Consider the following 20,471-nt stretch of genomic DNA (forward strand, 5'->3'; position numbering starts at 1 on the left):
AAGCCGGAGATGCGCGCCCCGGAACGGCCCGCCCCGACGGCGCCGAACGCCACCCCGCGTGATGCCGCCAAGCCCGCCGCCGCCAAGGCCACCGAAGAGCCCACCGTCTCCCCCATCCGCGGCGCCAGCGCCCGGGTCGTCACCAACATGGAAACCTCGCTCGAGATCCCGACGGCGACGAGCGTCCGCAGCGTCCCGGCAAAGCTGCTGATGGACAACCGGATCGTCATCAACAACCACCTCGGCCGCACCCGCGGCGGCAAGGTGTCCTTCACCCACATCATCGGCTACGCCCTGGTCAAGGCCCTGGCGCAGATGCCGGAGATGAACAACAGCTTCACCGAGGAGAACGGCAAGCCCGCGCTCTCGGTCCCCGCGCACGTCAACCTCGGCATCGCCATCGATCTGGCCAAGCCAGACGGCACCCGGCAGCTGCTCGTGCCCTCCATCAAGGCCGCCGAGACGATGGACTTCGGCCGGTTCTGGTCGAGCTACGAGGACATCATCAAGAAGGCCCGCGGCGGCAAACTCGTCGTCGAGGACTTCATGGGCACGACGATCTCGCTGACCAACCCCGGCACGATCGGCACCGTCCTCTCGGTGCCGCGGCTCATGAAGGGCCAGGGCGCCATCATCGGTGTCGGCGCGCTCGAATACCCGGCCGAATGGCAGGGCGCGAGCACCACCGTCCTCCACCGCCATGGCGTCAGCAAGATCCTGACCCTCACCTCGACATACGACCACCGCATCATCCAGGGCGCCCAGTCGGGCGACCTGTTGCGGATCATCCACAACCTCCTGCTCGGGCAGGACGGCTTCTACGACGAGATCTTCGAGTCGGTCCGGATCCCCTACGAGCCGGTCCGCTGGGTCCAGGACATCGACGCCTCCCACGACGACGACATCAACAAGGTCGCGCGGGTCCAGGAACTCATCCACTCCTACCGGGTGCGCGGCCACCTGATGGCCGACACCGACCCGCTCGAATACCGCCAGCGGCGCCACCCCGACCTCGACGTCACCACGCACGGCCTGACCTTGTGGGACCTGGACCGGCACTTCGCGACCGGCGGCTTCGGCGGCGTTCCCTTCCTGCCGTTGCGCAAGATTCTCGGCATCCTGCGTGACTCCTACTGCCGCGGCATCGGCATCGAGTACATGCACATCACCGATCCCGAGCAGCGCGAGTGGATCCAGAAGAAGGTCGAGGTCGGCTACGCCAAGACCTCCCGCGACGAGCAGCTGCGGATCCTGCGCCGCCTCAACGCCGCGGAGGCCTTCGAGACCTTTCTGCAGACCAAGTTCGTCGGGCAGAAGCGCTTCTCCCTCGAGGGCGGCGAGTCCGTCATCGCCTTGCTCGACCGCGTGCTGTCGCGGGCCGCGCAGGACGGTCTGGACGAGGTGTGCATCGGTATGCCGCACCGCGGCCGCCTCAACGTGCTCGCCAATATCGCGGGCAAGTCCTCCGGGCAGATCTTCCGCGAGTTCGAGGGCCGGCAGGACCCCCGGTCGGTGCAGGGCTCGGGCGATGTGAAGTACCACCTCGGCACCGAGGGCGTCTTCACCGCCGAATCGGGCGACACCACCAAGGTCTACCTGGCCGCCAACCCCTCCCACCTCGAGGCCGTCAACCCGGTGCTGGAGGGCATCGCCCGCGCCAAGCAGGACCGCATCAACCTCGGCGGCGAGGACTTCACGGTGCTGCCGATCCTGCTGCACGGTGATGCGGCCTTCGCCGGCCAGGGCGTGGTCGCCGAGACCCTCAACCTCTCGCAGCTGCGCGGCTACCGCACCGGCGGCACCGTGCACGTCGTCATCAACAACCAGGTCGGCTTCACCACCGCGCCGAGCAGTTCGCGCAGTTCGACGTACTGCACGGACGTCGCCAAGATGGTGCAGGCGCCGATCTTCCACGTCAACGGTGACGACCCCGAGGCCTGCGTGCGGGTGGCCGAACTCGCCTACGAGTTCCGCAAGACCTTCCAGAAGGACGTCGTCGTCGACATGGTGTGCTACCGCCGCCGCGGACACAACGAGGGCGACGACCCGTCGATGACGCAGCCGCTGATGTACAAGCTCATCGAGGCCAAGCGCAGCGTCCGCAAGCTCTACACCGAGTCCCTCATTGGCCGTGGCGACATCTCCCAGGACGAGGCCGAGGCCGCGTTGCGCGACTACCAGCAGCAGCTGGAGAAGGTCTTCGTCGAGACCAAGGAGGCGCTCAAGGAGGCGGACAAGCCGGCCGAGCCCACCCTCGCCGGCACCGACGCCGAGGGCCACTCCGGGCTCGAACCTCCGACCGCCCAGACCTCCGACGCGACGACCCACTCCGCGACGCATACCGCCATCTCCGTCGAGGCGCTGCAGCGGATCGGCGACGTCCACTTGGAGGCTCCGCCCGGGTTCACCGTCCACCCCAAGCTCGCGCAGCTCATGGAGCGCCGTTCGGCGATGGTCCGCGAGGGCGGCATCGACTGGGGCATGGCCGAGATCATCGCCTTCGGGTCCCTCCTCATGGACGGCACCCCGGTGCGGATGTCCGGCCAGGACAGCCGCCGCGGAACCTTCGTGCAGCGGCACGCGGTGCTGATCGACAAGCAGAACGCCGGCGAGTGGACCCCGCTGCGCTACCTGAGCGACAACCAGGCCAAGCTGTGGATCTACGACTCGCTGCTGAGTGAGTTCGCCGCGATGGGCTTCGAATACGGCTACTCCGTCGAACGGCCCGACGCCCTCGTGCTGTGGGAAGCCCAGTTCGGCGACTTCGTCAACGGCGCCCAGACGATCATCGACGAATTCGTCTCCTCCTCCGAGCAGAAGTGGGCCCAGCGCAGTTCCGTCTGCATCCTGCTGCCGCACGGCTACGAGGGCCAGGGCCCGGACCACTCGTCGGCACGGGTCGAGCGTTTCCTGACGCTGTGCGCCGAGGACAATATGACGGTCACCTACCCGAGTTCGCCGGCGAACTACTTCCACCTGCTGCGCCGCCAGGCCTATGCCCGGCCGCGCCGGCCGTTGGTCGTGTTCACCCCGAAGTCGATGCTGCGTCTGAAGGCCGCCAGCTCGATGCCGGACGAGTTCACGACCGGCACCTTCCGGCCGGTCATGCCGGACCGCCCCGCGGCCACGCCCGACAAGCACGCCGTCACCCGGGTGCTGCTCGCCTCGGGCAAGGTCGTCTACGAGTTGGAGGCCGAGCGCGAGAAGCGCGGCGACACCAGCACGGCCATCCTGCGGCTGGAGCAGCTGTATCCGCTGGCCGCTGCCGAGATCGCCGCGGCGCTCACGGAGTACCCGAACGCCGAGCTGGTGCTCGTGCAGGGCGAGCCGAAGAACCAGGGCGCGTGGCCTTTCCTCGGTCTCAACCTGCCGCCGGCGCTGGCCGAGCGGGGCTACACCAAGCCGCTGCGGGTGGTCGCCCGGGCCGCATCGGCGTCGCCGGCGACCGGCAGCTCCAAGAAGCACGCCGTCGAGCAGCAGGCGCTGCTCGACGCCGCCTTCGGGCGCTGAGGTCCGAACGCCGGCCGCATGTACTTCACCGATCGGGGCATCGAGGAACTGGAGGCCCGCCGGGGCGAGGAAGAGGTCACCCTCGCCTGGCTGGCCGACCAGTTGCGCACCTTCGTCGACGAGCACCCGGAGTTCGAGGTGCCGGTGGAGCGCCTCGCCGCCTGGCTGGCGCGCCTCGACGACCCCTTCGACGACGAATAGGGCCGGCTCGAATTCGCCGCCGGCAGCTAATACAGCGAAATCGGCCGGCTCAGCGGGTGTAGTCGTCCTGGATGCGCTCGATATCCGACTCGTCGAATTCGCCGAAAGCGATCTCCAGGATCCGGCCGGGAATGGTGCCGGAATTGCCGAGGCGGTGCAATTCGCCCACCGGGATCCACGCCGATTCGCCCGGCTGAGCCTGCCAGGTCCGCTCGCCCACGGTCACATCGAGCACCCCGTCGAGGACCCGCCAGAACTCGGAACGGCCGGCGTGGGTCTGCAGGGACAACCGCTGGCCCGGGTCGACCGTGATGATCTTGACGGTCGTGGGCTCGTTGACACAGAACTGCTCGAAGCGCCCCCACGGTCGTTCTTCGAGGAACATCGAGTGCCGCGGATCGATCCTCAGACTCATGACAACCTTTGCGATGGCGGCGTGACCGGTGAAATGCCAGCGGAAAAGGACCCGCGGTGGTGGCCTGCGATTCTATCAGCCGGCCCATGACGGTCAGTCCCGGCCGAGGACCTGTCAGACGTGCCGGGCCACCGCCTCCGCGACCGCCGGAGCCACTCGCACATCGAAGACGCACGGCACGATCTCCGACGGCGTCGGGATGTCGACGAGGTCGGCGATCGCATGGGCTGCGGCCAGCTTCATCGGCTCGGTGATATCTGCGGCACCACTGTCCAAGGCTCCCCGGAAGATCCCCGGGAACGCGAGGACATTGTTGATCTGATTCGGATAATCCGAACGCCCCGTGGCGACGACCCCGGCATACCGGCCGGCGACTTCGGGGTGCACTTCCGGATTCGGATTCGCGAGGGCGAAAATGATCCCCTGCAGCGCCATCGTCGCGATATCCGTCTCGGGCACCACCCCGCCGCTGACACCGACGAAGACATCGGCGCCGGCGAGGGCATCGGCGAGCGAACCCTGGACGCGGCGGGGGTTCGTGGCCCGGGCCAGCTTGAGTTTGTGACCGGTCAGGTCGACGCGCCCCCGGCACAGGATGCCGCGCGAGTCGCACACGATCAGGTCCTCCACACCGACCGCGATGAGCAGCTTGGCGATGGCCACACCCGCGGCTCCGGCTCCGCTGATCACCATGCGCATGCTCGACAGGTCCCGGCTGAGCACTCGCGCGGCGTTGAGCAGCCCGGCGAGCACGACGATGGCCGTGCCGTGCTGATCGTCATGGAAGACCGGGATCCCGAGGCGGCGGCCCAGGCGTTCCTCGATGTCGAAACACCGGGGCGCCGAAATGTCCTCCAAGTTGATGCCGCCGAAGCTCGGCGCCAGCCGCGCCACGGCATCGACGATCTCGTCGACCGAGCCGGTCTCGATGCACAGCGGCACGGCGTCGACACCGGCGAACTGCTTGAAGAGCACCGCCTTGCCCTCCATGACGGGCAACGCCGCCAGCGGGCCGATGTCCCCGAGCCCGAGCACCGCGGTGCCGTCGCTGACGACGGCGACCGTGTTGCGCCGGGCGGTATAGGCATCGGCCAGGTGCGGGTCCGCCGCGATGGCCGAACTCACCTTGGCGACCCCAGGCGTGTAGAGCCGCGCCAGATCGTCGCGGTCGACCAGCGGCTTGGTCGCCACCATCGCGGTCTTTCCACCCTCGTGGGCGACGAAGACGGGATCGCGTTCCAGCTCGGCGGGGATCTCGGACTGGGCGCGCGCGGTCGCCTCGGCGGTGGGCATCGACTTCCTCTTCCTTCGGTCCTACGCCCGCGGCGCGGGCGGCGCCGACGGGTGGCGTTCGGGCAGAGGTGGGGCCCAGTGACAAGCCTGCCGCCGGCGGTGGCCGTACGGTTGGAGCATCGTTTCACAACTTCGCCCCCGTCTTGATGTTGTCCGCGTCACGGGCCGTTCGATGGCCCCGACGCTGCGCGACGGCGACCTGGTTCTGGTGCGGCGCCGTCCGCCGCGCGCCGGCGCCCTCGCCGTCGTGCGTCTGCCCCCGGACGCCGACGGTATGCCGCGACCCCTCGCGATCAAACGCGTCACCGGCCGCGACCCGGGGGATCCGCAGCGGTGGTGGGTGGAGCGGGACAATCCGCGCGAGGGAGTGGACAGTTGGCTGGTCGGCTCCCTCGCGACGGCGGACATCCTGGCCGTGGCGGTCCTGCGGCTTTGGCCGCGCCCAGGACGCCTGCCCGGACCTCCAGCGGGGTAGGTTGGACGAAGCGACCATCCCAGCCGTGGCCGCAATGCCATCGACGAGAGAGGTTCCACCCCGATGTTCCGCTTCCCCTTCTCCCCCACCCCGGTCAGCGCGCACTGCGACCTGCCCTGCGGTGTCTATGACCCGGCGCAGGCCCGGATCGAGGCCGAGTCGCTCAAGGCGATCTGCAAGAAGGTCGCCGAGAACGACGACCCCGACTTCCGCACCCGCGCGGTCGTAATCAAGGAGCAGCGCTCGGAGTTGGTCAAGCACCACCTGTGGGTGCTGTGGACCGACTACTTCAAGCCCCCGCACTTCGAGAAGTACCCCAACCTGCACACGCTGTTCAACGAGGCCACCAAACTGGCCGGCGCAAGCGGCACCAAGGGCGCCTTCGACGAGGCCAAGGCGGACGAGTTGCTCGCGAAGATCGACGAGATCGACAAGATCTTCAAGGAGACCAAGAAGGCCTGAGCCTTCGCGTCACCTGCCGCGGCGGGCGGCCCCCACACGTCGGGGGCCGCCCGCCGCTGTCGTGCAGCTGGGATGTGTGCGCTGGGGTGTGTGCGCTGGGGGGTTGGCGGTGGGCGGAGGTCAGCGCGGACGCGGGCCGGTCGTCGGGCTCAGCGGGCCGCTCACGCCGGGTTCGGGGTCCTGCGTGACCCGCGAGAGCGCGTCGACGACCGTCGGGTCGTACTCGTAGCCCAGCCCGAGGTGGATCCGCTCCAGCGCGGGGCCGCGTGCCTTGCTGCGGCCGTGGGTCAGGTCGTCATAGGCACTGGCGACCTTGATGATCCGCCCGACGAGGGGGATGGCCTCGCCGAACTCTCGCTGCTGACGGAACTGAGCGGCGCTGCCGGCGATCGCGTCCAGCACCGGCTGTCGCGCGCCGGCGTGCGCGGCGAGCGCGACGGACTGCTGGACGACCCAACTCTGGGCGGGCGGGGCGGCATACACCGTCGCCCCGTCGGGGATGGGCTCGGCCAGGGTCACCTGACCGAGATCGTGCAACAGTGCGGCATCGCGCAGGTCGGCCAGCTCGGTCGGCGATAGGCCGAGGTCCTCACCGATCGCGACCGCCACCCGCGCAACGCGCCGCGGGTGGCCCTTGGCCGTGTGCCCGGTCTCGTCGCTGAGACGCGCCAGCGCCCGGACGAACTGGCGGTGCGTCGCAGCAGTGCGCTCCTCCCGGCGCAGCCCGATGAGCACCAGCACCATCGGCCATTCGAAGAGCGGGATGGCGAACGCCCCAAGGGAGGGGGTGGCCAGCGCGATGAGAGCCCCGGCGTTCGTCATCACGGCACCGATCGCGCCGAACCGTATGGCGTCGTCGTGAATCAGGGCCGCCCACGGCACCGACAGGGTGCGGGCCCGTCCGGCACTCCACAGGATGAGATCACTTGCCACCCCGACGAGGGCGGCCCCGATGAGAGCGAGGCCACCGAGCCATCTAGGGGTGCTCGGTTGCTGCCACCAGTCCATGAGCGAGGTGCCGAAGAACTCGACGCGGGCGCAGGCCGCCGTCACGCTCACGCCGATGAGCCGCGTCGCCAGCTCGAAGACATCGGTGCGCATGCCGACCGCGGCCCGCAGCAGCGCCCCCAGGGTCATGGCGACGGCAACCGCGACGAGGCACTGGGCAAGGGAGAGCCCGGACCCGCCGACGGGCGCGAGCGCGAGTCCCATCGCCGTTGCGGTGCTGATGGGCGCGCTCTGGCGCCCGTGCGACATGACCAGGACCAGCTCCCCGATCACGATCAACACCATCGACGACACGACGAACCCGTTGAGGTTGCTGAGGTCGGCGCGCGACGGCAGCCAGGTGATCAGACCGACGAGGACGATCAGGACCGCGAACGCCAAGACCGCGCGCCGTCGGCCCAGGCCGCTCATGAGCCGGCTCCGGGACCGGTGGGCATCGGCTGCGGGATCGGGTCGACGCGCTCGAGCAGGCGTCCGAGTGCGGCGAGCACGCCGGGGTCGTAGGTGCCGTCCGCCGCCGCCAGCAAGCTGCGGTATGCCGCCGTCCGGGAGCTCGCATCGTCGCCCAGACGTTCGCGGGCCTCGGCATACGCGTCCGCGACCACGACGATCTGGGTCGCCTCCTGCACGGACGGGTCGTCGTCACGGTGTTCGATCACCGGCAGCAGATGCTGGAGGAAGTCGACTCCCGCGAGCGCCCGCGCGGGTCGCTGCGTCGCCGCGCCGGCAACCGGGGCAGGGTCGGGCCCCTCGGCCGCCAGGGAATCCAGCCGCAGCAAGGCGCCGGCCAGGGCCAGGTCCAGCTTGCGCACGCCCCCGGTGCCGACTTCGGCCGCCAGCCACTCGGCCACCCGAGCCGCGTTGGCGGCATGGGTGCCCGCGCCGGGATGGCGGATCTCCATGGCAGCGTTGAGGGTGTCGACGACGCGCAGATGCGCCGTGTCCTCCTCGTGTTCGCGGTTGAGCGCCCAGCGCGCGGCCCATAGCGACGGGCCCACGGCGAGCAGGGTCAGTGGCCCGCCCTCCGCGGGCACCCAGGCGACGAAGATCAGGAGCGCGAGCAGCCCGGACGCAAGGTAGGCGCCGCTGCCGGTGCGCAGCAGCCGGCCGATCGTCTCGCGGATGGCAACGCCTCTGGAGGCCAAGAAGATGGCGCCGATGAGGACGGCATTCATCAGCAACTGGACGAGGTCGGCCAGCAGCAGCCCGGCGGCGACGTGCAACACCTCGCGGGTGCCGGCGGGTGTGGGATGGGGCAGCACGGGGGCACCGATGGCGTCGTAGATCAGGACACCGGTCGCGCCCAGGCAGGTCGACATTCCGGCGTTGAACGCCAACGTCCTCTTCGGGACGCGGCCGAGCTGGACGAGGGTGGACGCGAGGACGATGACCACGATGCCGGCGCCGACCCCGAGGGGGGTGGCAGCCAGCGTGATCACGCCGAGGAGGGAGAGGTTGACGCGACGGGAGGACAGGCGCGACGGCAGGTTGGTCGCGGCGGCGACGCCCGCGAGGATGGCGACATTGGTCCAGCTGCGGACCGGACCGAACAGCAGACGCGTCAGGACACACAGCCCCACGGCCGCAACGCACACGACGACGATGACGACGAGTGTTCGCGTTGCGTATCGGCGTTCGGTCCGATCGGACCGTGAATAGGCGCGGGATGCCTCTTCAGTCACCGGGCTCCGTCAGCCGTTGCGGCAGCCGCGGCGCCACTCCCAATGGTCCTTGCACTGGTCTTGGCTGTTCTGGTCGCCCTGCTGGGAAGCCTGAGTGGTGTGTTGCGAGCCACCGCCGGAGGCGTTGCCCGCCGAGCCGGCGTGGGCGGCGCCGGCCGGGACGGCGAAGGCGATGGCGGCCGCGGCGACGACACGAAGCGCACGTGAACTGGACATTTTACGACTCCTATCAGGGAAGATTCTACGCGGCCCGTTTCGCTCCGGACCGCCTTTAGCCGGAATTGTGTGGCATGGCCCAGACGAACGCAATCGTCCTGCTCCGCCTGCTGGGCGCACCTCGGATCGGATGGGGCACGTGTTGCGATATGGGACAATGACTACGTACGTCGGTATCCCCTGCGGAGCCGAAACCCCGGACCTGGAGTTGTCTCATGAGCAAGCGTGCCCGCAAGCGCCGCGACCGTAAGAAGAAGGGCGCCAACCACGGCCGCAAGCCGAACGCCTGACCCACCGCACAGAGACCGGGGTCCCGCCAGCGCGGGACCCCGGTCTATGTGTGCGTAAAAGCGGTGCCGCGTACCTAGCTGCGGCTAGTCGAGGTAGCGGACCTCGATGCTCGTGATCTGTTGCACGATCATCCCTCGCAGGTGGGCCGGAGCCGCCTCCTGGGCACAGGATCGCTTGACGAGGGCCTTGACCATCGTGTCGAGGTCGTACTGCTGCAGGCACGCGGCACAATGCGCGAGGTGAGCGGCGATCTTGGCGCGCTCGGCTGGCTCCAGCTCGCCGTCGAGGTATTCGAAGACCCGGTGTAGGGCCTCGGAACAGTCGGTCTCGTTGAGTTCGGCGTTCACTCCTGGTCACCGCCGCCCTTGGTGCCGAAGCCGCGCTCGGCGGCATACTCCGTGAGCAACTCACGCAGCAGGCGGCGGCCCCGGTGCAGGCGGGACATCACCGTGCCGATGGGCGTTCCCATGATCTCGGCGATCTCTTTGTAGGCGTAGCCCTCGACGTCGGCGAAGTAGACCGCGAGGCGGAACTCCTCGGGCAACTCCTGCAGGGCGCGCTTGACCTCGCTGTCGGGCAGGTGGTCGAGCGCCTCGATCTCGGCGCTGCGCAACCCGCTGGAGGTGTGGGACTCGGCGCGGGCGAGTTGGTAGTCCTCGATCTCCGCCGCATCGGACTGGATCGGCTCGCGCTGCTTCTTGCGGTAACTGTTGATATAGGTGTTGGTGAGGATGCGATACATCCACGCCTTGAGATTGGTGCCCGGCTTGAACTGATGAAAGGCCGCGAACGCCTTCGCGTAGGTCTCCTGGACCAGGTCTTCGGCGTCGGCCGGGTTGCGGGTGGTTCGCAGGGCCGCGGAATATAGCTGGTCGAGCAGCGGCAGCGCGAGTTCCTCGAAACGAGCCCGGCGTTCCTCTGGCGCCTCGGCGCTCACGTCGACGGTCCCGGCATCCGCGGCCAAGGCGTCGCCGGCCAGTTCGTCGGTAGGCGGAGTAGCAGTCATCGCGGACCACCCTAACGCGGGCATCGCCGGCGACGGTGTTTGCAGGACGAGCACAAGACCTCCGGAAGCGGGCGTCAGGAACTTCTCAAAACAACGAACGCCGTGGCGGGGCTATTCCGTGCGGCGTGGGACACTAGGTCGCCCCCGCTCGACGACGCCCCGAAGGAGCTGCGCCGCCCATGACCGCGCCCGACACCGATCTCGCCGAACTCGCGAAGGCCTACGGGGTCGCCACGGACTTCTGGGACTGGCAGGGCGTGCACACGATCGTCAGCGCGGAGACGATCACCCGGGTCCTCACCGCACTCGGCGTGGACGTCACTTCCCCCGAGGCGCTGGCGCAGTCGCGCGACGAGGTATGGCGAAGCAACTGGCGACGCACGCTGCCGCCGACGATCGTCTCCCGGGAGGGTTGGACACCGTGGGTGCCTGTGCACCTGCCGCACGGGGCCGCGGTGCGCGTGGAACTTGCGCTCGAGGACGGCGGCACGATCGCAGTGCCGCAGGTCGACAACTGGGTGGAGCCACGGCTGGTCGACGGGGTTCTCACCGGCGAGGCGACGTTCCAGTTGCCGGCGGAGGTGCCGCTCGGGTGGCACCTGCTGTGGGCGCACGTCGAGGGCCGCGAACCCGCATACGCGACCGTCGTCGTCACGCCGCAGCGGCTCGAACTGCCGGCGGGGCTGGAACACCGCCGGATGACGGGGCTGATGTCGCAGGTCTACCAGCTGCGGTCGGCCAATTCCTATGGCGTCGGCGACCTGGCCGACCTCGCCGACCTGGCCACGTGGGGAGCCGCCGACCTCGGCTGCGACTGGGTTTTGGTCAATCCGCTGCACGCCGCTCAGGCCTGCGCGCCGATGGAGGCCTCCCCCTATCTTCCGACGACCCGGCGGTTCGTCAACCCCCTCTATATCCGGGTCGAGGACATCCCCGAAGTGGCCTACCTGTCGGTCGAGGTGCGGGCCGCCGTCGCCGCGCAGGCGCGCACCGGCCAGGCACTGAATACCTCGGAGACCATCGACCGCAACGCGTCGTGGGCAGCCAAGCGTGCCGCGTTGGAGCTGGTGTATGCCGCGGGCCTGTCACCTCGTCGCGCCCGGGCCTTCGAGGGCTTCTGCGAACGCGAGGGTCAAGGTCTGGTCGACTTCGCCACCTGGTGCGCGCTCGCCGATATGCACGGCGACGACTGGCGATCCTGGCCCGCAGGCCTGCAGAGCCCGACGAGCCCGCAGGTCGACGAGTTCCGCGCCGAACAGGCCGCCGAGATCGACTTCTTCCGCTGGCTGCAGTGGGTGCTCGAGGAGCAACTCGCCGCGACCCAACGGCTGGCCAAGGAAGCCGGCATGGCGCTGGGCGTCATCCACGACCTGGCCGTCGGTGTCCACGGCTCCGGCGCCGACTCCTGGGGCCTAGGCGACGCATTGGCCCGCGGTATCGAGGTCGGCGCCCCTCCGGACCAGTTCAACCAGATCGGGCAGAACTGGAGCCAGCCGCCCTGGCGCCCGGACCGGCTCGCCGAACTCGGCTACGCGCCATACCGCGACATGCTGCGCACGGTGCTGCGCGACTCCGGCGGCATCCGCGTCGACCACATCATCGGGCTGTTCCGGCTCTGGTGGATCCCGCAGGGCATGTCGCCGGGCGAGGGCACCTACGTCCACTACGACCACGAGGCGCTCATCGGCATCCTGTGCCTGGAGGCACACCGGGCGGGCGCCGTCGTCGTCGGCGAAGACCTCGGGGTCGTCCAGCCGTTCGCCCGCGACTTCATGAAGGAGCGGGGAATCCTCGGCACCTCGATCCTGTGGTTCGAGTGGCGCGACGGCAAAGCCCTTGCGCCGGAAGGCTATCGGGAGCTCTGCCTGGCGTCCGTCACGACCCACGACCTGGCCCCGACCGCCGGCTACCTCGAGCTGGTGCACGTGGCCCTTCGCGAGAAGCTCGGCCTGTTGACGCGCGACGCCGCGGTCGAGGAGGCCGAGGAGCGGGCGGCGATCGCCCGGGTCGCCGAGGCCCTCGAGGCGCGTGGGCTGCCGCACGACCCGAGCGATGTCGAGGAGTTCGTCATCTCGCTGCACCGCTATCTGGCGCTGTCGCCGGCCAAGCTGCTCGGGATCAGCGTCCCTGACCTGATCGGTGACCGGCGCGTCGTCAACCAGCCCGGCACGGATAAGGAGTATCCCAACTGGTGCGTGCCGTTGACCGGGCCCAGTGGTGACCTGGTGTCGCTGGAACAGCTGACCGCGCTGCCCTACCCGCGCCGGCTCGCCCGCTCCGTCACCGGCTGACCCCGTCCTTCGGGTCTGGCGCCGCTCGTCAGCCGATGGCGGTGCCGAAGAGCCGGCCGATGGCGTAGGTGACAGCCATCGCGATGATGCCGCCGGCGACGACGCGGGCTACGGCCCGGCCGATGCGGGCGCCGCCGAGACGCGCGCTGACATACCCGGTCAGGGCGAGGGCGACGAGGACCGTGACGACCGTGCCGGGGAGGCGCCACGTGTGCGACGGGTTGAGCACGGCGATCAGGGGCAGCAGGGCCCCGAGGGTGAAGGAGACCATCGAGGCGAACGCGGCGTGCCACGGATTCGTCAGCTCGCTCGGGTCGATGAAGAGTTCGGCCTCCGCGTGCGCCGTCAGGGCGTCGTGGTGTGTCAGGGCCACCGCGACCTCGCGCGCGAGATCGGGCTGGAGGCCTTTCGATTCGTAGATGCCGGCGAGTTCGTCGAGTTCGTCCTGCGGCTTCTCGTGCAGTTCGCGACGCTCCTTGGCGAGCATCGCCTTCTCGGTGTCGCGTTGCGTGCTGACCGAGACGTACTCCCCCACCGCCATGCTCATCGCCCCAGCCGCGAGGCCGGCGAGACCGGCGGTGAAGATTGCGCCCCGGTTGGCGGTCGCGGCGGCGACACCGATGACCAGACCGGCCGTCGAGACGATGCCGTCGTTGGCCCCGAGCACGCCGGCCCGCAACCAGTTGAGCTGGCTCGCCGTGTTGGCGACGTGCTGCGTGGGCTCGCCCTCGTGCGGGCTCGCCGCCGTGGCCGTTTCGGACGGAGTCGCGTTGTCGCGCATGAGCTTTCCAGTATGCCGTTTCCGGTGGGGGCGGTCAGGGGGTGTCGGTCACCTCGACCGTGGTGGCCGGACCGATCAAGGATCCGTGCGCGTCCGACTCCCCGAGGTGGGGGTCGACGACCTCGGCCTCGACCTTGTGCGGTTGCAGTTCCCCGGACGCGATCCCTTCGGCGAAATGGCATGCGACACGGTGGGTTTCGGGGACGCCGTCGATGCTGACGACCCGCAGCGCCGGGCGGTCGGTGTCACATTGCGTGGGCTGTCGCCACGGGCACCGGGTATGGAAGCGGCATCCCTTCGGCGGGTTCGCCGGCGAGGGCAGATCACCGTTGAGCAGGATTCGCTCACGCCGGTCCTCGACGACGGGGTCGGGGACCGGCACGGCCGACATCAGCGCACGGGTGTAGGGGTGCATCGGCGCGGCATACAGATCGTCCGCAGCCGCCTCCTCGACCAGGGCACCGAGGTACATCACCCCGACCCGGTCGCTGATATGCCGCACCACCGCAAGGTCATGCGCCACAACGAGATAGGTCAGACCGAAGCGGTCTTGCAGGTCCTCGAGCAGGTTGATCACCTGGGCCTGCACGGAGACGTCCAGAGCGGAGACGGGCTCGTCCGCGACGATGAGTTGCGGATCGACGGCCAGGGCGCGGGCGATGCCGATGCGCTGGCGCTGCCCGCCGGAGAACTCGTGCGGATACTTCTGCAAGGAGGCGGCGGGCAGGCCGACGGCCTTGAGCAGCTCCCTGAGCCGGGCGTTGGCGGCCTTGGTGTCCTTGACGAGGCCGTGCGCCTTCATGCCTTCCAGCAGAAGGGATTCCACCGATTGACGGGGGTCGAGGCTGGAGAGCGGATCCTGGAAGACCATCTGCATGTGCTGGCGTTTGCGGCGCAGCTCCTCGCCCCTGAGCGAGGCGATGTCGGTGCCGTCGAAGACGACCTTGCCCTCGGTCGGCGGCTCGAGATTGAGGATCGCCCGACCCAATGTCGACTTGCCGCAACCGGATTCGCCGACGAGACCGTAGGTCTCACCACGCCGGATCTGCAGGTCGACGCCGTCGACGGCATACACATAGCCGATCGTCTTGTCGAAGATGACGCCCTTCTTGATGGGGAAGTGCACCTTGATGCCTTGCACGTCAACCAGCACATCGCCCGGTTGGGCGTGCGTCTGCTCAGCTGCCGCCGTCACTGGTCGTTCACCTCCGCATGGTCAGGTTGCGCCGTATGCCCGTGGGGCGACCCGACCGGGTTGTGACACCGCAGGGCGGACGCGCCGTCCTCGACGAACCCCGGTGTCTGCGAACGGCATACGTCAATGGGCTGGAAACAACGTGGGGCGAAAGCGCACGCGTGATCCCACGGCAGGTTGTCGGCGACCGAGCCGGGTATGGGGATCAGCGGCTCCCCGCGCTGGCCGTCGAGGCGGGGGATGGAGCCGAGTAGCCCGTGGGTGTAGGGGTGGCGGGGGGCGGCGAAGAGGTCGTGACGCAGTCCGCGCTCGACGATGCGGCCGCCATACATGACGTTGACCTCGTCGCACAGGCCGGCGACGACGCCGAGGTCGTGGGTGATCATGATCAGCGCCGTGCCGCTGTCGCGGACCAGGTCCCCCAGCAGCTGCAGGATCTGCGCCTGGATCGTCACGTCGAGGGCGGTCGTCGGCTCGTCGGCGATGAGCACACGCGGCTCGCAGGCCAGTGCCATGGCGATCAACGCGCGCTGGCGCATGCCTCCGGAGAGCTGGTGAGGGTAGTCCTTCAGGCGCCGGTCGGGGTCGGGGATGCCGACCTTGTCGAGCATCTCTCGGGCCTTGGGCATCGCCGCCTTGCGGCTCATCCCCTTGTGGCGTTCGAGGACCTCGGTGACCTGAACACCGATGGGCACCACCGGGTTCAGCGAGCTGAGCGGGTCCTGGAAGATCATGCCCAGGTCCTTGCCGCGCCGGTCGCGCATGTCTCCCGAGCTCAGCTTGAGCAGGTCCGTGCCGTCGAAGTCGGCGACCCCGGTGACCCGGTTGCCGCGGGCCGGCAGCAGCCCCATGATCGCCAGCGAGGTGACCGACTTGCCCGAGCCGGACTCTCCCACCAGTCCGACCGTCTGCCCCGGGCGCACCTCGAAACTGACGCCGTCGACGGCGGCGAAGGGCTGCTCGCCGTGGCGCTGGAAGACGACGCTGAGGTCCCGGACGGAGAGCAGGGCTTGGCCGCTGCGGGTGTCCGCGGCATACGCGCGTGTGGTCATGGTGCTCACCGCCGGCTCTTGGGGTCGAGGGCTTCCCGCAGCGACTCGCCCATGAGCGTGAAGCCGAAGGCGACGAGGATGATGCACGCCGCGGGATAGAACGCCAGGTGCGGATAGTCGTAGATGTACTTCTGCGCCGCGCCGAGCATCTGGCCCCATTCGGGCTGGCGGTCATCGGGGTTGCCGAGGCCGAGGAAGGACAGGGCCGCGGCGTCGATGACGGCGGTCGCCAGGACCAGGGTGGCCTGCACGATCACCGGCCCGAGGGAGTTGGGGAGCATGTGCCGGAAGATGATCGGCGCCTGCTTGACGCCGAGGGCCCGGGCGGCCAGCACGTGATCGCTATGTCGCTGGGCGAGCATCGAACCACGCAGCAGGCGGGCGAAGATCGGCAAATAGGCGATCGAGATCGCGAGGATGACGGTCCACTGGCTCGGCCGGGCCGCCATCGCCGCCACGGAGAAGGCGAGCAGCAGCGACGGGATGGACAGCATGATGTCGACGAAGCGCATGACCACGGAGTCGATCCACCCGCCGAAGGCCCCGGCGAGCGTGCCGAGGATCAGGCCACCGATGAGGGAGAAGAGGGTGGCGAAGACGCAGACGAGCAGGGTCTGGCGGCTGCCGACGATGAGCCGCGAGAGCAGGTCGCGACCGACATTGTCCGCACCCAGCGGGAAGCCCGGCTCGGGGCCGGGGATCGGATTGCTCTGGGGACGCACCTTGTCCAGCAGCAGCCGGGCGGTCGGGTCATGCGGGGCCAGCAATGGTGCGAAGAGTGCGACGAGCAGGAAGAGCACGGTGATCGTCAGGCCGATGAGGAAGACGCGGTCGCGGCGCAGGCGCCGCCACGCGCTGGCGATCAGGGATACGCCTGGCGTGTCCGCGACGGTGCCGGCGTCCTGCACCTGACCCGCTGCCTGCGCGAGGGCGTCGATCTTGGCCTTGCGGCGGGCGCCGGGCTTCCAGCCCTTGGGGTTGTCGGTCATGGCCGCCTCACCTCGTCCTCACGCGCGGATCGACGACGGCATACAGGACGTCGACGATGAGGTTGACGATGACGAAGGTCGCTGCCGAGGCCATGATCAGCACCTGCAGCACGGCGTAGTCGCGGTGTGAGAAGGCCGACGCCAACGCCTCGCCGATGCCGGGGAAGGAGAAGACGCTCTCGGTGAGGATGGCGCCGGCGAGCAGCCCGCCGACCTGCAGGCCGACGGTCGTGATCACCGGAAGCAACGCGTTGCGCAGCACGTGCCGGCCGCGGATGATCCTGTTGGTCAGCCCCTTGGATTCGGCCGTGCGGACGAAGTCCTCGTCCAGCACTTCGAGGACGGAGGCCCGGGTGATCCGGAAGATCACCGCGAAGGGGATCGTCGACAAGGTGATGGCGGGGAGGATCAGGTGCTTGAAGGCGTCCCATGCGGCGTCCCACTCGCGCGTCATCAGGCCGTCGAGCACGAAGAAATTGGTGACCCGGGTGGCGTCGATATTGCTCTGGCGACCCGAGACCGGGAGCCAGCCGAGCTTGACCGCGAAGAAGTACTTCAGGAGGAAGGCGAGGAAGAAGACGGGGACCGCCACACCGATCAGCGAGACGATGACGCTCGCATTGTCGAACAGTGAGGCGCGCCGGCGCGCGGCCAGGTAGCCCAAGGGAATACCGAGGAGGATCGCGATGAGGATCGCGAAGAAGCTCAACTCGATCGTCGCGGGGAATCGGTCGATGAAGATCTGGAAGGCGTCGCGGCCGGGGACGACACCCGTCGAGGCGCCGAAGTTGCCGGTCAGGGCCCGCTTGAGATAGCGCCAGTACTGCACATACAGCGGTTCGTCCAGGCCCAGGGCCTTGGTCAGCCGCTCGCGTGACTCGGGTGTCGCGCGATCACCGAGGATCGCCGAGACCGTGCCGCCGGGCAGCATCCGCAGCCAGATGAACAACAGCAGCGACAGCACGAAGAGCACGCCGACCATCTGGAGCAATCGCCGGACGATGAACCGGAGCACCGCGCCTCACCTCCCACACGAATCGGGACGGCTGACGGTCGCCTCGGCATCGTTGCCGAGGCGGCCATCACCGTCTAGGGCGTGTTGCCAGCCGACGAGATCAGCTCTTGGAGACCGTGACCGTGTCGAACATCTCCGCGGTGAGCGGGGATGCGGTCAGGCCCTCGACGCCCTTGCCGACGACGAGCGCGGGCGGGCTGTGGCTGATCGGCAGACCGGGGAGGTAGTCCTCCATGATCTTCTGGTTGAGGGCTTCGTATGCCGTGGTGCGCTCGCCCTCGTCGACGATCCCGTTGGTCTCGTCGAGTTCCTTCGAGAGGGTCTTGCCGAAGTCGGTCGACCACGTGTGGAAGTCGTTGCTGTCGGCGCCGAAGAAGGTGCCGATGAAGTTGTTGGCGGAGTTGTAGTCACCGGTCCACCCGAGCAGCCAGGCGTCGAACAGGCCGTTGTCGACGCCGTCGAGGTAACCACCGTTCCACGGCTTGGTGACCGCCTCGACCTTGACGCCGATGGCCTCGAGGTCCGCGCTGAGGGCGTCCCAGATCTTCTGGGGGTCCGGCATGTAGGGCCGGGAGACCTCACTCGGGTAGGCGAACTGCAGCGTCATACCCTCGGCGCCCGCCTCCTTGAGCAGGGCCTTGGCGCCCTCGACGTCGTACTTCGTCGCCTCCAGCCCGGTGTTGTATCCGGCGACCGTGTCGGGCATGAACTGGGTGGCGACCTTGGCGCCCTCGGGCAACTGGGTCGCGACGAGCTGGTCGCGGTTCAGCGCCATGTAGAGCGCCTTGCGCACCCGCACGTCCTGCAGCTTGGCGTTCTTCTCCGGGTTCAGGCCCATGTAGAGGATGTTGAACGCGGGGCGGACGAGGACCTGGTTGCCGGCGTCCTCGAGGCCCTTCCAGTCGGCCGGGTTGGGCAGGTCGTAGGCGTTGATGCTGCCGGCCTCGAGTTCCTGACGGCGGGTCGACTCGTCGGGGATGATCTTGAAGACGATGTTGGCGGTCTTGGCCTTCTCGCCCCAGAAGTCGTCATTGCGGACCAGGGTGATGGTCTTGTTGGCCTCGTCGTACTTCTCCAGCTTGTAGGGGCCGGTGCCGACGGGAGCGCTGGCGTAGGCGGGGTACTTGAAGCCCTCGCCCTCCTTCTGGACGTTGTTGGCGTCGCCGTCCTTGAGCGCCTTGGGGCTCTGCATCGAGAACGACTCGAGGGTCAGCATGACCGGGAAGTCGGAGGTGTAGCGGTTGAGGGTGATGACGGCGGTCGCGTCGTCCTTGGCCTCGCAGCTCTTGTAGAGCGACTCGGTCTCGCCGCCCTTGAAGCCGAGCATCGTGTAGGCCCAGTATTCGGCCGGGCCGGCCTGCGCGACCTCGTTCTGCTCGAACATCCGCTCGAAGTTGTAGCAGACGGCGGCAGCGTTGAAGGCCTCACCGTCGGTGAACTTCACGCCCTGACGCAGCTTGAAGGTCCAGGTCAGGCCGTCGTCCGAGGGCTCCCAGCTCTCGGCGAGCTCGGGCTGGGCGTCGGCCGTGCCGGGCTTGATGCCGAGCAGGCCCTGGAAGATCTGCCGGGTGATGCGGAAGGTCTCGCCGTCGGAGGCGTAGTAGGGGTCGAACACCTCGGGGGCACCGGCGGCGCCGAAGGTGAACGTGTCGCTACCGCCCTCGGCGGCCGCCGTGCCGGACGAGCCGGACCCGGTGGTGCCCGAACTGGTGGACTCGCGGTCGGACTGGGCGCAACCCGCGAGCCCCAGGGAGACCGCGGCGGTCAGGACGACGGTGGTCCTCAGTCGCGTGAGCTTCATTCGCTACCTCACTAATTCATGTGCGTCCGGTCCCGGGGTGACCGAGGCGGACCTGGCGTGGCCTTCGGCATGCCGCGTGCCCGGGCAGGTCTCGCCCGCGCCCCCGGATGACCGAATGCTGAGCGCACACTATGCCGCGCGGGGTATGCCCGCGGGAAGGGCCTCGCGGTTCGTTATGCGATGGAAACGTGTCCCGGCGAGGGCGAGGCACCCGATTCCGGCGCCGAGAAGCACCCCGGCGAGGACATCCGTGAGGTAGTGGACGCCGAGCAGGACCCGATCGGCGCAGGTGAGCACGACGACGGCGCCACCGCCTGCCGCCACCCACCGGCGGCCTGACGCCGGCATGACCGGCCACAGGACGATGCCCAGGGCCAGTGCCGCCGCCGTCACGTTGGAGGCGTGCCCGGAGGGGAAGGAGTAGCCGCCGATCCCCCACAGCGGATCCGGCACCTGCGGCCGTGGCCGGTCGACGGCGTTCTTCAGGATCGGAGTGAGCCACCACGTCAGGTATGCCGCGGCGAGCGCCAGCAGCACTCGCCGGGTCTGACGGTGCCACCACCAGGCCAAGGCGGCGATGACCGTCAGCGCGCCGTGGGCACAGCTCGGCATGCTCGCGGCCTGCCAGGCGACCAGCAGGCCGCGCAGCCCCGCGTCATCGGCAAAGCGCATTGCCGGCGTGGAGACCTCACGGTCTGCGGCGATCAGGGCCGCCCAGGGTGCGAGGACCGCGACCGTCAGCAGGGCGAAAGCGAGTAAGGCAGCCAGCCCAGCCACCGCCGCCGCCC

The 20,471-nt window shown here is 69.0% G+C and carries 20 protein-coding genes; 6 read left to right on the forward strand and 14 right to left on the reverse strand.

The genetic code is table 11. The features are described 5' to 3' along the window. Positions 1-9 precede the first annotated feature (9 nt). On the forward strand, positions 10-3,510 hold the full coding sequence (locus tag BN11_RS08755) for a multifunctional oxoglutarate decarboxylase/oxoglutarate dehydrogenase thiamine pyrophosphate-binding subunit/dihydrolipoyllysine-residue succinyltransferase subunit (RefSeq protein ID WP_407668002.1): 3,501 nt from the start codon (positions 10-12) through the stop codon (positions 3,508-3,510). An 18-nt stretch (positions 3,511-3,528) separates the two neighbouring features. Further along, positions 3,529-3,711, forward strand: coding sequence for a DUF6104 family protein (locus BN11_RS08760; protein ID WP_048696688.1), 183 nt, complete (start codon positions 3,529-3,531; stop codon positions 3,709-3,711). Positions 3,712-3,760: 49 nt separating this feature from the next. Here the strand turns inward: BN11_RS08760 and BN11_RS08765 are convergent, their stop codons facing one another. Both BN11_RS08765 and BN11_RS08770 read right to left on the reverse strand, forming a co-directional pair. Next, positions 3,761-4,126 carry a phosphomannose isomerase type II C-terminal cupin domain gene (locus tag BN11_RS08765; RefSeq protein ID WP_048696690.1) on the reverse strand — a complete coding sequence of 122 codons (366 nt, stop codon included), beginning with the start codon at positions 4,124-4,126 and terminating at the stop codon, positions 3,761-3,763. A gap of 114 nt (positions 4,127-4,240) precedes the next feature. Further along, complete coding sequence (locus BN11_RS08770) at positions 4,241-5,419, reverse strand: NAD(P)-dependent malic enzyme (RefSeq protein WP_048696692.1); 1,179 nt, start codon at positions 5,417-5,419, stop codon at positions 4,241-4,243. A 118-nt stretch (positions 5,420-5,537) separates the two neighbouring features. Here BN11_RS08770 and BN11_RS08775 point away from each other — a divergent pair, with 118 nt between their 5' ends. Together BN11_RS08775 and sodN are read left to right on the forward strand one after the other, a co-directional pair. After that, the gene (locus tag BN11_RS08775; protein ID WP_268807154.1) at positions 5,538-5,894 is read left to right on the forward strand and encodes a S26 family signal peptidase; all 357 of its coding nucleotides are present in this window, start codon (positions 5,538-5,540) and stop codon (positions 5,892-5,894) included. 63 nt (positions 5,895-5,957) lie between these two features. Next, positions 5,958-6,356 (forward strand): superoxide dismutase, Ni, encoded by a 399-nt coding sequence (sodN, locus tag BN11_RS08780; RefSeq protein WP_048696702.1) that lies wholly within the window; start codon positions 5,958-5,960, stop codon positions 6,354-6,356. Positions 6,357-6,476: 120 nt separating this feature from the next. On the opposite strand, the gene BN11_RS08785 is transcribed toward sodN, so the two are convergent. The 3 genes from BN11_RS08785 to BN11_RS08795 are packed head-to-tail and all read right to left on the reverse strand — an operon-like array spanning position 6,477 to position 9,262. Beyond that, on the reverse strand, positions 6,477-7,775 hold the full coding sequence (locus tag BN11_RS08785; RefSeq protein ID WP_048696705.1) for an HD-GYP domain-containing protein: 1,299 nt from the start codon (positions 7,773-7,775) through the stop codon (positions 6,477-6,479). Then, positions 7,772-9,046 carry a hypothetical protein gene (locus BN11_RS08790; RefSeq protein WP_048696707.1) on the reverse strand — a complete coding sequence of 425 codons (1,275 nt, stop codon included), beginning with the start codon at positions 9,044-9,046 and terminating at the stop codon, positions 7,772-7,774. Before BN11_RS08790 ends, BN11_RS08785 begins: the two co-directional genes overlap by 4 nt. A gap of 9 nt (positions 9,047-9,055) precedes the next feature. Further along, positions 9,056-9,262, reverse strand: coding sequence for a hypothetical protein (locus tag BN11_RS08795; RefSeq protein WP_048696710.1), 207 nt, complete (start codon positions 9,260-9,262; stop codon positions 9,056-9,058). Positions 9,263-9,477: 215 nt separating this feature from the next. On the opposite strand from BN11_RS08795, the gene BN11_RS26100 reads away from it, so the two are divergent. Then, positions 9,478-9,552, forward strand: a complete 75-nt coding sequence (locus BN11_RS26100; RefSeq protein ID WP_369299113.1) for a 50S ribosomal protein bL37 — start codon at positions 9,478-9,480, stop codon at positions 9,550-9,552. Positions 9,553-9,636: 84 nt separating this feature from the next. Here BN11_RS26100 and rsrA read toward each other — a convergent pair whose 3' ends face one another. Beyond that, positions 9,637-9,900: a mycothiol system anti-sigma-R factor gene (gene rsrA, locus BN11_RS08800; RefSeq protein ID WP_048696712.1), complete on the reverse strand. Its 264-nt coding sequence runs from the start codon at positions 9,898-9,900 to the stop codon at positions 9,637-9,639. Then, a complete protein-coding gene (locus tag BN11_RS08805) occupies positions 9,897-10,583 on the reverse strand; it encodes a sigma-70 family RNA polymerase sigma factor (RefSeq protein WP_083433998.1) in 687 nt (228 codons plus the stop codon). Before BN11_RS08805 ends, rsrA begins: the two co-directional genes overlap by 4 nt. 155 nt (positions 10,584-10,738) lie before the next feature. On the opposite strand from BN11_RS08805, the gene malQ reads away from it, so the two are divergent. Further along, on the forward strand, positions 10,739-12,850 hold the full coding sequence (gene malQ / locus BN11_RS08810) for a 4-alpha-glucanotransferase (RefSeq protein ID WP_048696716.1): 2,112 nt from the start codon (positions 10,739-10,741) through the stop codon (positions 12,848-12,850). 28 nt (positions 12,851-12,878) lie between these two features. On the opposite strand, the gene BN11_RS08815 is transcribed toward malQ, so the two are convergent. From BN11_RS08815 to BN11_RS23580, 7 genes are all read right to left on the reverse strand, one after another. After that, positions 12,879-13,631, reverse strand: coding sequence for a VIT1/CCC1 transporter family protein (locus BN11_RS08815; protein ID WP_048696718.1), 753 nt, complete (start codon positions 13,629-13,631; stop codon positions 12,879-12,881). 34 nt (positions 13,632-13,665) lie between these two features. After that, positions 13,666-14,826 (reverse strand): ABC transporter ATP-binding protein, encoded by a 1,161-nt coding sequence (locus BN11_RS08820; protein ID WP_048696721.1) that lies wholly within the window; start codon positions 14,824-14,826, stop codon positions 13,666-13,668. After that, the gene (locus BN11_RS08825) at positions 14,823-15,878 is read right to left on the reverse strand and encodes an ABC transporter ATP-binding protein (RefSeq protein WP_048701117.1); all 1,056 of its coding nucleotides are present in this window, start codon (positions 15,876-15,878) and stop codon (positions 14,823-14,825) included. Before BN11_RS08825 ends, BN11_RS08820 begins: the two co-directional genes overlap by 4 nt. 5 nt (positions 15,879-15,883) lie before the next feature. Beyond that, the gene (locus tag BN11_RS08830; RefSeq protein ID WP_048696723.1) at positions 15,884-16,867 is read right to left on the reverse strand and encodes an ABC transporter permease; all 984 of its coding nucleotides are present in this window, start codon (positions 16,865-16,867) and stop codon (positions 15,884-15,886) included. Positions 16,868-16,874: 7 nt separating this feature from the next. Beyond that, entirely contained in the window at positions 16,875-17,882 is a 1,008-nt protein-coding gene (locus BN11_RS08835) for an ABC transporter permease (RefSeq protein ID WP_048696725.1), read from the reverse strand. Positions 17,883-17,982: 100 nt separating this feature from the next. Further along, on the reverse strand, positions 17,983-19,683 hold the full coding sequence (locus tag BN11_RS08840) for an ABC transporter substrate-binding protein (RefSeq protein WP_048696727.1): 1,701 nt from the start codon (positions 19,681-19,683) through the stop codon (positions 17,983-17,985). A gap of 129 nt (positions 19,684-19,812) precedes the next feature. Next, a partial coding sequence (locus BN11_RS23580) for a phosphatase PAP2 family protein (protein WP_048696730.1) occupies positions 19,813-20,471 on the reverse strand: 659 nt, incomplete at its 5' end.

Origin of the sequence: Nostocoides australiense Ben110 (genome assembly GCF_001050535.1) — a bacterium.
Lineage (GTDB): Bacteria > Actinomycetota > Actinomycetes > Actinomycetales > Dermatophilaceae > Nostocoides_A > Nostocoides_A australiense.

Bases quoted from the DNA above. Each gene is read 5' to 3' on its own strand.
- BN11_RS08755 (WP_407668002.1), top strand. From the start codon at position 10: ATGCGCGCCCCGGAACGGCCCGCCCCGACGGCGCCGAACGCCACCCCG.
- BN11_RS08760 (WP_048696688.1), top strand. From the start codon at position 3,529: ATGTACTTCACCGATCGGGGCATCGAGGAACTGGAGGCCCGCCGGGGC.
- BN11_RS08765 (WP_048696690.1), bottom strand. From the start codon at position 4,126: ATGAGTCTGAGGATCGATCCGCGGCACTCGATGTTCCTCGAAGAACGA.
- BN11_RS08770 (WP_048696692.1), bottom strand. From the start codon at position 5,419: ATGCCCACCGCCGAGGCGACCGCGCGCGCCCAGTCCGAGATCCCCGCC.
- sodN (WP_048696702.1), top strand. From the start codon at position 5,958: ATGTTCCGCTTCCCCTTCTCCCCCACCCCGGTCAGCGCGCACTGCGAC.
- BN11_RS08785 (WP_048696705.1), bottom strand. From the start codon at position 7,775: ATGAGCGGCCTGGGCCGACGGCGCGCGGTCTTGGCGTTCGCGGTCCTG.
- BN11_RS08795 (WP_048696710.1), bottom strand. From the start codon at position 9,262: ATGTCCAGTTCACGTGCGCTTCGTGTCGTCGCCGCGGCCGCCATCGCC.
- BN11_RS08805 (WP_083433998.1), bottom strand. From the start codon at position 10,583: ATGCCCGCGTTAGGGTGGTCCGCGATGACTGCTACTCCGCCTACCGAC.
- malQ (WP_048696716.1), top strand. From the start codon at position 10,739: ATGACCGCGCCCGACACCGATCTCGCCGAACTCGCGAAGGCCTACGGG.
- BN11_RS08815 (WP_048696718.1), bottom strand. From the start codon at position 13,631: ATGCGCGACAACGCGACTCCGTCCGAAACGGCCACGGCGGCGAGCCCG.
- BN11_RS08825 (WP_048701117.1), bottom strand. From the start codon at position 15,878: ATGACCACACGCGCGTATGCCGCGGACACCCGCAGCGGCCAAGCCCTG.
- BN11_RS08830 (WP_048696723.1), bottom strand. From the start codon at position 16,867: ATGACCGACAACCCCAAGGGCTGGAAGCCCGGCGCCCGCCGCAAGGCC.
- BN11_RS08840 (WP_048696727.1), bottom strand. From the start codon at position 19,683: ATGAAGCTCACGCGACTGAGGACCACCGTCGTCCTGACCGCCGCGGTC.